This window comes from Actinomadura darangshiensis, assembly GCF_004349235.1.
Taxonomy (GTDB): Bacteria; Actinomycetota; Actinomycetes; order Streptosporangiales; family Streptosporangiaceae; genus Spirillospora; species Spirillospora darangshiensis.
This window is the reverse complement of the sequence record NZ_SMKY01000297.1, coordinates 1-11,043: the sequence shown is the minus strand read 5'-3', so window position 1 is coordinate 11,043 and position 11,043 is coordinate 1. Positions and strand designations below refer to the sequence as shown.

The window sequence follows — 11,043 nt, the reverse complement described above, 5'->3', positions numbered from 1 at the left end:
GAGGAGGAGGGTGCGCAGGGTGGCTGCCAGGTCGTCCTGCTGTCGGTGGTCTAGGGCGGCGAGGATGCGTTGTTCGTTGGCTATGTGGGCGGCGACGGCGCGGTCGATTAGGTCGCGGCCGGTGGGGGTCAGGGCGACGACTACGGTGCGGCGGTTCGCGGGGTCGACTTCGCGTGTGACGTAGCCCTTGGCGACGAGGCGATCCAGCCGGTTGGTGACGGCGCCCGAGGTCACCATCGAGGAGCGGGCCAGCATTCCGGCGGTCATGCCTTCGGGCGAGCCGGCGCGGCGCAGGGTGGCGAGGACGTCGAACTCGCCTCGCTCCAGCCCGAACTCGCTGAAGAGCGCCTTGAGTTCGCGTTCGGCGATCCGGGTCAGCCGGGAGAGGCGGCCGAGGACCCGCATGGGGGACGCGTCGAGGTCCGGGCGGGCGCGGGCCCACTGCTCCACGACGAGGTCGACCGCGTCACGCTCACGCTCCACCTGAACTCCTTAACGTTGAAGTGTTTGACGTCAAGGTATCACTGGCGTAGTCTCCTCAGCGTTGAACACTTCAACGTTGAGATATTGGTGCTCCGGGCTCTCGGTAACGGGTCCGGACGGCTGTGGAGGAGGTCGGCAATGCGTGTGACGGGTTTCGATCACCTGGTGCTGAACGTGCAGGACGTCGAGCGGTCGCTGGAGTTCTACTCGGGAACGCTCGGGCTCGCGCAGGAGCGGGTCGCGGAGTGGCGGGCGGGCGAGGTCTCCTTCCCGTCAGTGCGGGTCAACGAGTTCACGATCATCGACCTGCTCGGTGGCTCGCGCGGCGGGTCCAACGTGGACCACTTCTGCCTGGTCGTGGAGCCGCTCGACTGGCGGCAGGCGATCGAGTCCGGCGCCCTCACCGTGCTGGAGGGGCCGGTCGCCCGGTCCGGCGCACGCGGCACCGGGCAGTCGGTGTACGTCGAGGACCCGGACGGCAACGTCATCGAACTGCGCTGGTACGCCGAGGACGCCGAGTAATGGGAGAGCATTCGCACTCGACCGCGCGGGGATGGCTCGGGGTCGCCGCGATCACGGCCAGTCTGTTCGCCTTCCTCACCACCGAGTTGATGCCCGTCGGCCTCCTTACTCCGCTGAGCGGAAGCCTCGGTATCCAGGTGGGAGTCGCCGCACTGATGGTCACTTTGTACGGCGTCTCGGCGGGGCTGGGCGTGACGTTCATCGTGGCATGGACAAGGCGTGTGAACAGGCGCGTGCTGCTGTCCACGCTGCTCGCCATACTGGCACTGGGAAACCTGCTCACCGCCATTTCGCCGAACTATCCGGTGGTCCTGACGACGCGGCTCATCATGGGGTTCGCGAGCGGAGTGTTCTGGGCGATAGGCGTGAGCATGGCGATGCGTCTCGTTCCGGAACGCCACGCGAGCAGGGCGGCCGCGATCGTGATGTCCGGCATTTCGATCGCCACTGTGGTGGGCATCCCGCTGGGGACGGTCCTGGAGAACCTCACCGACTGGCGGACGACGTTCCTCATCTGGGCCGGTCTCAGCCTGCTGGTGTTCCTCGCCGTCGCCGCCATTGTCCCGTCGCTGCCGTCGGCGAACGCGGTCTCCGTCCGGGAGGTTTTCGGGCTCCCGCGCACGAACGTGCCGCTGCGGTTCGTGCTCGTCACCGTCGTGCTGTTCGTGCTCGGCCATTTCGGGGCCTACACCTTCGTGCGGCCCTTCTTGGAGGAGAACGCATCCGCCACGCCCACCTTCATCACGGTGGTGCTGATCATTTTCGGCATCGGCGGCGCCGCCGGAAACTTCATCGCCGGATACACGGTCAACAGGAGCCTGCGCGGCAGCTTCATCGTCGGCGCCGTGGGACTCGTGGTGTCCCTGCTATTGCTGCTCACGATCGGTGCCGGGACGGCCGGTTCGGTCGTCGCACTCGTCCTCTGGGGACTTTCCTTCGGTGTCGTGCAGTTGTCCCAGGTCAACATGACGCTGGCCGCAGCGCCCGAGACCTTTGAAGCCGCGATGTCGCTCAACACCATGGCGTACAACACGTCCATTGCGCTCGGGGCACTGTTCGGCGGGCTGTTCGCCGACGGTCTGGGCGTCACGAGCGTCGTCTGGTTCGGCGTCGCGCTGACAGCGGCCTCATTGCTCGTCATGCTCGCCACCGGCCGTAAGACGGCGCGCACCGTTCCGGCGGCCGATGAGTCGGCCGCTTCTCCGTCCCTGATCACGGACTGAACAGCGGCGCGCCCGTCAGGCGGGCAGGGCGAGGTTGTGGAGGCCGGCGCGGATGCGGTCCGGGTGCATGTCCTGTGCGGTGACGAGGTAGTCGATCACGTCGGCGCGCAGGGCGGTGAAGACGGCGTGGGCCAGGTAGTCGGCATCGTCGCCGGGACGGGCGGCGGCCAGGCGGCGGGCCAGTTCCTCGATCCAGAACTGGCTCGCCGCGTTGGCGTAGTAGGCGTAGGGGCCGCGATGCTCCAGCGCCCGGATGAGACCACGGTTGGCCCAGACGAAGTCGAGGAGTGCGTCGAGGTAGCGGTGCAGGGCGTCGCCTGGCGTCCCGCCTGGTCCCAGGGGTGGCGGGCCTGACTCCACCGCCTCCCGCAACGCGGAGACCCTCGGTTGCAGGACCGCCTCGATGAGGGCGGTGCGGTCGCCGAAGCGGCGGAACACGGTCCCCTTCCCCACGCCGGCGGCGGCGGCGATGTCGCTCATCGACACGTCCTGGACGTCCTCCCGGTCGAACAGCTCGGCCGCCGCCGACAGGACCGCCGCACGATTGCGGACGGCGTCCGCCCGTTCCGTCCTGTCCATCGGCTCCCCTTGCTCTTCCGGACCGCTGGTCCGTATCGTAGCTCCGGAAAACGATACGGACCAGCGGTCCGGTTTTAGGGAGGACGCGATATGGATTCACCTGCCGACTACCGGGAGATGATGGCGCGGGCGATCGAGGACATTCGTGCGGAGCCCGTCCAGCCCTACCGCGAAGGCGCCCCGGTGCGCCGGGTGATCAGGGTGCGCGGACGGACGACCGGACGGCCCCGCCGCTTCGGCATCAACGTGACCCAGGTCGGCGGCCACCTCTACCTGTGCTCGGCGATCCGCCGCCGCGACTGGGTGCGCAACCTGATCGCGGCGGGACGCTGCACCGTCGAGCGGGACGGTCCGGACGGCGCCGACACCGACCATGCGAGCGTGCTGATCGAGGGTGCGGAGGCGGCCGCGGTGCTCGCGACGTACCTGCCGCAGGCCGGCTACCAGGACCCCGAGTTGCCCTTCGCCGTGGATGCGCCGATCACCGACATCACGCCGCACACCACGACCACGGCCGTCTTTCGCCTGGACCCCGCGCGCGATCTCAACGGCGGGTGAGGGCAACGTCAGCCGAGGCGGACTCTGGGGTCGACGACCGCGTACAGGATGTCGACGAGCAGGTTGAGGAAGACGATCGAGGCGGACGTGATCAGCGTGACGCCGAGGACCATCGGCAGGTCGCCGCTCTTGACCGAGGACAGCGCGAGCTGCCCCAGGCCGGGAATGCTGAAAGTGTTCTCGGTCAGCACCGCGCCGCCGAGCAGCAGCCCCAGGTCGAGGCCGAAGACCGTCATGATCGGCGTCAGGCAGGAGCGCAGCGCGTGCTTGAGGACGACGGACGTCTCCGGCAGCCCCTTGGCCCGGGCGGTGCGGATGTAGTCCTCGTTCAGCGTCTCCAGCATGCCCGCCCTGGTGAGGCGCGCGTACATCGCCGCATAGAGGAAGGCGAGCGTCACCCACGGCAGGACGAGCGCCTGGAACCACATCACGGGATCGTCGGTGAAGGGCTGGTAACTGCCCCCGCCGGGAAAGATCTTCAGGGTGTAGGAGAAGAGGGCGAGCGAGACCAGGCCGGTGAAGTAGATCGGCAGCGAGACGCCGCTCAGCGCGATGACCATGGCCGCCCGGTCCCAGACCGAGCCCCGGCGCAGCGCCGAGAGCACCCCGGTGGCGATGCCGCCGATCAGCCAGATGACCGATGCGCCGAAGGCCAGTGACGCGGTCGCCGGAGCCCGGTCTACGAGCGTCCCCAGGACGGGGCGGCTGCTGCGGAACGAGTAGCCGAGGCAGGGCGCCGGGCAGTGGTCGGTGACGGGGCCGGCGTCGTAGTCCGTCCCGGCGACGATCGACTTCACCCAGTTGCCGTACTGGACCACGACGGGTTCGTCGAGGCCGAGGCGCTCCTTGGTGTCCTGGATCGCCTCCGGGGTGGCCGCCCGCCCGACGTAGGCCGCCGCGATCTGGTCGGTGGTCTGCCCCGCCAGCTTCGGGATCCAGAAGAAGATGCCAAAGGTGACCAGGCTGATCAGCAGCAGCATGAAGAAGGCGCCGAACAGGCGCCGGACGAGGTACGCGAACACATTCCCCGGCCCTGCCCGCCGGCCGGGAGGACACGGCCACCGGGCGTCGCCTTCACCTCCTCTCAGGCGCGCGCATGGCTCGCGGCCGGAGGGGGCCGTGAGCACGCACAGCCCATGATCAGGTCGTGCCTCGTTCCGGACCCAGTCCCCGTTTCGATTTCGTTGTGCGATCTTGATCGCCCGGCCACCGGACGGGCGGCGGGACGGGTCAGGGGCCGATGGCCTTGTGCTTGTCGGCGCTTTCCGGGGTGGGCGGGGAGCCGAGGTCGCGGAGGAAGCGGCGGTTCAGGGCGATGCGCAGGCGGCCGAGGCGGGTGCGGGCGGCGGGCGCGGTCACCCCTTCGGTGTCGGGACGTTCGAGAGCGACGGCCGCGGGTGGACGGGCGTCCGTCACCGGGGCGAGGCGCTCCTCGCCGAGCGGGACCTCGACCTCGATGTACTCGCCGTTCGGGAGGCGCCGGATGACGCCGGTCTCCAGGCCGTGCCGGGCCAGGCCGAGGTCGCGGCGCTGGAGGCCGAGGCAGATCCGGTATGCGGCGATGTAGGCCAGGATGGGGCCGAGGACGATCGCGAAGCGGAAGAACCAGGTCGTCCAGAACAGCGGGATGTCGAAGTGGTCGGCGATGACGTCGTTGCCGCCGCCCGCCCAGAGGACGCCGTAGAAGACGACGCCGCCGGCGCCGATGCCGGTCCGGGCGGGGACGTCCCGCGGCCGGTCGAGGAGATGGTGGACCCGGTTGTCGCCGGTGACCCACCGTTCGAGGAACGGGTACACGGCGAGGCCGGTGAACAGGACGCCGGGCACGCCGAGCGCCGGGATCAGGACGCTCATCGGCACCGTGTGGCCCCAGGCGTTGATCTCCCACGCGGGCATCATCCGCAGCGACCCTTCCAGCCAGCCCATGTACCAGTCGGGCTGCGAGCCGGAGCTGATCGCGCCGGGGTCGTACGGTCCGAACAGCCAGATCGGGTTGATCTGGAAGAACGTCGCCAGCAGCGCGGTCGCGGCGAACACCCAGAGGAAGAACGCGGTCGTCTTGGCGATGAAGACGGGGAAGAACGGGTAGCCGCGGACGGTCGTGTTGGTGCTGCCCTTGCCGGGGAACTGCGTGTGCGTCTGCCGCCAGGTGAGGACGACGGCGTGCAGCGGGATCAGCGCCAGCAGGATGCCGGGGATCAGCAGGATGTGGATGACGTAGAGCCGCGGGATGATCTCCGTCCCGGGGAACTCGCCGCCGAACAGGAACATCAGCGCGTAGGAGCCGACGACCGGGATCGAAGCGATGACGCCTTCGAGGATGCGGAGGCCGGTGCCGGACAGCAGGTCGTCCGGCAGCGAGTAGCCGAACAGGCCGTTCACCATCACCAGCATGAACAGCACGATCCCGATGAGCCAGTTGAGCTCGCGCGGCTTACGGAACGCGCCGGTGAAGAAGTTGCGCAGCAGGTGGATGACGATCGCGGCCAGGAAGATGTTGGTCGACCAGTGGTGGATCTGCCGCATGAGCAGCCCGCCGCGCACGTCGAAGGTGATGTGCAGCGTGGACGCGTACGCCTCGCTCATCCGGACGCCCCGCAGCGGCCCGTACGACCCGTCGTAGACGACCTCGTTCATGCTCGGGACGAAGAACAGCGTCAGGTAGACGCCCGTCAGCACGATGATGAGGAACGAGTACATGGCGATCTCGCCGAGCAGGAAGCTCCAGTGGTCGGGGAACGCCTTGCGGAGCGCCTTCCGCATGAACGCCGCGGCGCCGAACCTTTCGTCGATGGCCCGGCCGGCCGCGGCCAGGGACTCGGGAGGTACGCGGTCGCCGGGGTTCGCTGGCACGTGACCACCTCACGCAGTGCTCGTCCGTGCCCTTCACTGTCGCACCGGACGGCCGCCCCGGCCAGAGGGTCCGGGCCGCGGAACACTCGCCAAGAGCCCTGATCACGTCGTTCAACCGCCCGGCCAAAGCTGGACGTATCTCAACTTAGACTTTGCGCCCGGGCTCGCCACGGGTCATGATTTGCCCCACACAGGTCCCATAAGTAAGTAATTACCCCGCGTGTACGGCGCGCAACGCTCGGGGACGGAGCTGGGAGGTTTCGTGGCGAACGACGGTTCGACCACCAACGGGCGCCCGTGGGCGGATCTGCCGCAGGAACTGGCAGATCACATGCGACCGCACCTCGACGAGGTCGCGGACGACATGATCCAGGAGATCCAGACGCGCGTCAGGGAGTACGACCGGCCGGGGGACGGGTCCTATTCGGGCACCCTCCGCCTCGCCGTCGAGCGCGTACTCCACTTCTTCGTCGAGCGGGTGGCCGATCCCGGCCATGATCCCGCCCCGGTGACCGACTTCTTCCGCGCCATCGGCCGCGGCGAGGCGGGCGAGGGCCGCAGCCTCGACGCCATGCAGACCGCGATGCGGGTCGGCGGCATGGTGGCGTGGCGGCGGATGACCGAGGGCGCCGAGGTCCTGCAGGTGCCGCCGCGCCTGCTCGGTGCCGTCGGCGAGGTCCTGATGGAGTTCCAGGACGAGCTCGCGCACGCCGCCGCCGAAGGGTATTCGCAGGCCAAGGCCGCCGTGGCGGGCGAGATGCAGCGCCGCCGCAAGCGGCTGCTCGACCTGCTGTTCGCCGACCCGCCCGCCGCGCAGGAGGCGATCGCCGACCTCGCCGCCGCCGCGCACTGGCCCGTCCCGCGGACGATCGCCGCGGTCGCGCTCGGCCGCCCCCACCAGGACACCCGGCAGCCCGCGTTCCCGCCGGACGTCCTCGCCGACCTGACCCGCCGCACCCCGAGCCTGATCATCCCGGACCCGGACGGGCCGGGCCGCGCCAAGCTCGTCGACCGCGCGCTGTCCGGGACGCTCGCCGTCGTCGGCCCGACCGTCCCGCTGATGGAGGCGGCGCGGTCGATCCAGTGGGCGCGCAAGACGCTGTGCCTCGTCCAGCGCGGGGTGATCGAGGCGGAGAGCGGCGTGATCCGCAGCGTGGAGCACATGTCCACGCTGATCCTGTTCCAGGACGAGGGGCTGATCACCTCGCTCGCCGACCTGCGGCTCGCGCCGCTGGCGCACCTGCGGGCCAGCCAGCAGGACCGGCTCGCCGAGACGCTGCTGGCGTGGCTGCAGTCGGGCCGCAACGCCAACGAGGTCGCGATGCGGCTGCACGTCCACCCGCAGACCGTCCGGTACCGGCTGCGGCAGCTGGAGGAGCTGTTCGGCGACCAGCTGCTCGACCCGGACCTGCGCTTCGACCTGGAGATCGTGCTGCGGGCGCGGGCGCTGCTGGCCGACAACGCGGGCGAGCGGATCATCCCGCCGGTCCGCGAGGTCGTCGGCGACTCCGGCGAGGTCGTCACCCTGCGCAGGGGCTGATCAGGTCCGGTGGGCCGAGCGCAGCCGCTCCGCGGTGGCGACGCGCTCGGCCAGCCGGGTCTGCGCGTCGCAGAGCAGCCACAGCTCGCCCTCGTCCAGCGCGACGATCTCCTCAAGGCAGCCGTTGAGCAGCTGGTAGTCCGAGAGCGGGGTGACGCGGGTGGCCCGCAGGCCCCGGTTCGAGCGTTCGCTGTGCCACCCGGGCATGCACATGGACACCGACATCACGCGGGGCTCCCTCGGTCGGCTTATGGTAGGTCTACCATAGGACCACCAAGCGCCGCCCACAACGCGTTCGGCAGAACCCCAAAAGGGCATCCGGCCGGACGGGATCGGTACGGTGTGGTGTCAATGCACCGACCCCTGAGCAGGATCTGGTAATGCCGCGACCCCCCGCGAAGGCACAGGCCATCAGCAACGCGCTGGCCGCCCGCATCGTCGAGGGCGAGCTCGACCCGGGCGCCTGGCTGCCCTCCGAGCGGGAGCTGGCGCGCGCGTACGACGCCGACCGCTCCACCGTCCGGCGGGCCCTGCGCATCCTCGCCGACCAGGGCCTCGTCCACCTCAGGCACAACGCGGGCACCCAGGTCAGGACGGCGCCGCGGGTGCGCCGCGCGGCGGCCGACATCACCCGGCAGGTCGGCGCCTGGCGCGGATTCCACGTGTCGGCGCAGAAGGACGGGCGCAAACCGTTCACCAGGACGACCGTCGCCGAGATCGAGGCGGGCGAGCGGCTCGCGCCCCACCTGGACGTCCCGCCCGGCACGCGCGTGCTGGAGCGGGCGCGCGTGCAGGGCGTGGAGGGCGAACCGCCCGTCCAGACGGCGACGACCTGGGTGATCCTCGACGTCGTCGAGCAGATCCCGGTGCTGCGGGAGGTCAACACCGGTCCGGGCGGCCTCTACTCGCGGCTGGAGGAGGCGGGCCACCGGATCACCTTCGAGGAGTCGGTGACGTGCCGGCTGCCCCGCGTGCAGGAGCAGGAGACGCTGGAGATCGCCGCCGACCAGCCCGTCCTCACGCTGTGGCGCCGCGCCTACGACCAGGATGCCCGCGTCGTCGAGGTCACCCACCGGGTGGTGGTCGGCGACCGGCACGAACTCGTCTACCGCTACGGGTCGGGAGCATGAGCATGAACCAGAACGGGGAGCCCGCGGTCCGGCAGGTGGGCACGCGGGTCGTGTACGAGAACCCGTGGATGGTCGTCCGGGAGGACGAGGTCGAGCGGCTGGACGGCTCGCGCGGCATCTACGGGGTCGTCGAGAAGCCCGACTTCGTGCTGGTCGTCCCGATGGAGGACGGCGGGTTCCACCTCGTCGAGGAGTACCGCTACCCGATCGGGAAGCGGACGTGGAGCTTCCCGCAGGGCTCGCTCCCCGGCCGGCAGAACGCCGACCCCGAGGAGCTCGCCCGCCTCGAACTCGCCCAGGAGACCGGCCTGCGCGCCGGGACGCTGACGCATCTCGGCTACCTGAACTGCTCGCACGGGACGAGCGGGCAGGGCTTCAACATCTTCGTCGCGTCCGACCTGGTGGCCGGGGAGACCGACCGGGAGCCCGAGGAGCAGGACATGCGGCAGAAATGGGTGTCCCGGGACGAGTTCAAGGCCCTCGTCCGGGACGGCCGCATCACCGACGACTCGACGCTCGCCGCCTACGCCCTGCTCACTCTCGATACGACGACTGGTTCGAGCAGTCGGCCGTGATGTTGGACGGGCGCTTCGCCAGGATGTCGCGGGCCCGGTTCCGGGCGAGGTTGGCGCTCATCGCGGGCTCGTCCTCCTTCAGGTCGTAGGCGATGCCGCGGAGCGCGCACGAGCGCATCGGCTCGTCCAGCTCGTCCAGCGCCGGGACGGCGTCGGCGGACAGGTTCCGCAGGTACTCGATGTCGATCTTGCCGGTGTCCCGGTACCGGGCGACGTTGTGCTCGGCGATGAACTGGTCGGGGTTGACCGCCACGAGGGCGAGCATCGCGATGGCGCCCGTGGCGGCGACCGCGCGGGGCAGCCAGGCCACGCGCCCCCTGACGACGCCGGCGACCGCGACCATCACCACGACGACGCCGAGCCACAGCTCGAACGCGTGCACCCACAGCCGCAGCCTCGTCCAGCCGTACGACTCCTCGTACAGGTACAGGCGCCGCAGCGCGACGGCGACCACCACGAGCGTCAACGCGCACAGCAGCCCCAGCAGGACCCGGACGGTCCCCCGGTCGCCGCGGCTCGCGGACGGCGCGTAGCGCTTGGCGACGGCCACGACCGCCAGCACGAGCACGGTCACGACCACGAGCTGGAAGAACCCCTGCCGGGCGTACTCGGCGTAGGTGAGGCCCGTCGAGCGGAGCAGCTCGTCCTTGTCGCCGGCGAGGAAGATCCCGGCCTGGATGGCGCAGAACACCAGGAAGAGCAGGTCGAGCGCGGCGATCGGCACGGCCCACGACCAGCGTCCGGCGGGCTTGGCGCGCTCCGGCGCCAGCAGGTGCAGCGGCGGCGGCGACTGCCCGAGGTACGCGCCGGCGCACGCTAGCAGCAGCGTCGCCACGCCCGCGAACCCGTACAGGAACAGCGAGCCCACCGACACCTCGGGGACGAGGCCGGACGCCAGGCTGCCGAACGCCGCGTCCGCGCCGACGAACAGCCCGCCGAACACGCCGAGCAGCCCGGCCGCGATCAGGCCCGTCCGGATGGCGGGCCACGCGTTGCCGCGTCCCGACGTCACCGCCCCATACGCACCGCGCACCGTCCAGGGCGTCATGGCGCCGACCGCGGGCAGGAACGCGACCCCGCCGAACAGCACCTCGGGCCAGGACCGTCCGCCGGACGTCCCGTAGGAGCCCACCGCCATGGCCAGCAGGATCGCGGGAACGACGACCCACTCGGCGTCCCGGAAGGCGGCGGTCGCGGACAGACCCACCGCGAGCAGCAGGAACACGATCCCTGTCCGGTTCAGCTGCGCGAACCGCCCGTACTTCGCGGACGCGGGCCGCAGCCCCCGCCCGGCCGACCACGCCGAGGCGCCCGCCACATAGGCGACCGCCGTGGCCGCGATGAGGAGTCCGACGCCGAGCCCGTGCGTCACCGACGGGCCGAGCGTCACCGCCCCGATGACCCCGGCGATCGCCACACCCGCCGCCAACGCCGGCGACATCGGCCGCGCCGGCCGCTTCCACCCGACGATGGCCTGCTCCAGCTTGGTCGGCTTGTACACAGGCCGAGGCACCGGGGGCGGATACCCGGGCCGCCCATACGGCCCCGCAGGACCGGGCTGCGGCGGCGTCCACTGCCCC

At 70.5% G+C, this 11,043-nt stretch carries 12 protein-coding genes; 6 read left to right on the top strand and 6 right to left on the bottom strand.

The window, feature by feature from the left end; translation table 11 throughout:
- On the bottom strand, positions 1 to 483 hold a 483-nt coding region (locus tag E1293_RS38585), incomplete at its 3' end, for a MarR family winged helix-turn-helix transcriptional regulator (protein WP_243717201.1).
- A gap of 138 nt (positions 484 to 621) precedes the next feature.
- Here E1293_RS38585 and E1293_RS38580 point away from each other — a divergent pair.
- Both E1293_RS38580 and E1293_RS38575 read left to right on the top strand, forming a co-directional pair.
- Positions 622 to 1,005: a VOC family protein gene (locus E1293_RS38580; RefSeq protein ID WP_132203676.1), complete on the top strand. Its 384-nt coding sequence runs from the start codon at positions 622 to 624 to the stop codon at positions 1,003 to 1,005.
- Positions 1,005 to 2,228, top strand: a complete 1,224-nt coding sequence (locus E1293_RS38575; RefSeq protein ID WP_132203674.1) for an MFS transporter — start codon at positions 1,005 to 1,007, stop codon at positions 2,226 to 2,228. Before E1293_RS38580 ends, E1293_RS38575 begins: the two co-directional genes overlap by 1 nt.
- A 15-nt stretch (positions 2,229 to 2,243) precedes the next feature.
- Here E1293_RS38575 and E1293_RS38570 read toward each other — a convergent pair whose 3' ends face one another.
- Positions 2,244 to 2,807, bottom strand: a complete 564-nt coding sequence (locus tag E1293_RS38570; RefSeq protein WP_132203672.1) for a TetR/AcrR family transcriptional regulator — start codon at positions 2,805 to 2,807, stop codon at positions 2,244 to 2,246.
- 90 nt (positions 2,808 to 2,897) lie between these two features.
- Here E1293_RS38570 and E1293_RS38565 point away from each other — a divergent pair, with 90 nt between their 5' ends.
- Complete coding sequence (locus E1293_RS38565; RefSeq protein WP_132203670.1) at positions 2,898 to 3,365, top strand: hypothetical protein; 468 nt, start codon at positions 2,898 to 2,900, stop codon at positions 3,363 to 3,365.
- A gap of 8 nt (positions 3,366 to 3,373) precedes the next feature.
- Here E1293_RS38565 and E1293_RS38560 read toward each other — a convergent pair whose 3' ends face one another.
- The gene (locus E1293_RS38560) at positions 3,374 to 4,387 is read right to left on the bottom strand and encodes an ABC transporter permease (protein WP_132203668.1); all 1,014 of its coding nucleotides are present in this window, start codon (positions 4,385 to 4,387) and stop codon (positions 3,374 to 3,376) included.
- 208 nt (positions 4,388 to 4,595) lie between these two features.
- Positions 4,596 to 6,218: a cytochrome bc1 complex cytochrome b subunit gene (gene qcrB / locus E1293_RS38555; protein WP_243717198.1), complete on the bottom strand. Its 1,623-nt coding sequence runs from the start codon at positions 6,216 to 6,218 to the stop codon at positions 4,596 to 4,598.
- Positions 6,219 to 6,480: 262 nt separating this feature from the next.
- On the opposite strand from qcrB, the gene E1293_RS38550 reads away from it, so the two are divergent.
- Positions 6,481 to 7,758, top strand: coding sequence for a PucR-like N-terminal domain-containing protein (locus E1293_RS38550; RefSeq protein ID WP_132203666.1), 1,278 nt, complete (start codon positions 6,481 to 6,483; stop codon positions 7,756 to 7,758).
- On the opposite strand, the gene E1293_RS38545 is transcribed toward E1293_RS38550, so the two are convergent.
- A complete protein-coding gene (locus E1293_RS38545; RefSeq protein WP_132203664.1) occupies positions 7,759 to 7,986 on the bottom strand; it encodes a hypothetical protein in 228 nt (75 codons plus the stop codon).
- 152 nt (positions 7,987 to 8,138) lie between these two features.
- Between E1293_RS38545 and E1293_RS38540 the strand changes: the two genes are divergently transcribed.
- Entirely contained in the window at positions 8,139 to 8,888 is a 750-nt protein-coding gene (locus E1293_RS38540; RefSeq protein WP_132203662.1) for a GntR family transcriptional regulator, read from the top strand.
- A gap of 2 nt (positions 8,889 to 8,890) precedes the next feature.
- Positions 8,891 to 9,463 carry an NUDIX domain-containing protein gene (locus E1293_RS38535; protein WP_132203660.1) on the top strand — a complete coding sequence of 191 codons (573 nt, stop codon included), beginning with the start codon at positions 8,891 to 8,893 and terminating at the stop codon, positions 9,461 to 9,463.
- Here E1293_RS38535 and E1293_RS38530 read toward each other — a convergent pair.
- The gene (locus E1293_RS38530) at positions 9,423 to 10,976 is read right to left on the bottom strand and encodes a DUF4153 domain-containing protein (protein WP_132203658.1); all 1,554 of its coding nucleotides are present in this window, start codon (positions 10,974 to 10,976) and stop codon (positions 9,423 to 9,425) included. The genes E1293_RS38535 and E1293_RS38530 overlap by 41 nt on opposite strands.
- Between the last annotated feature and the right edge of the window lie 67 nt (positions 10,977 to 11,043).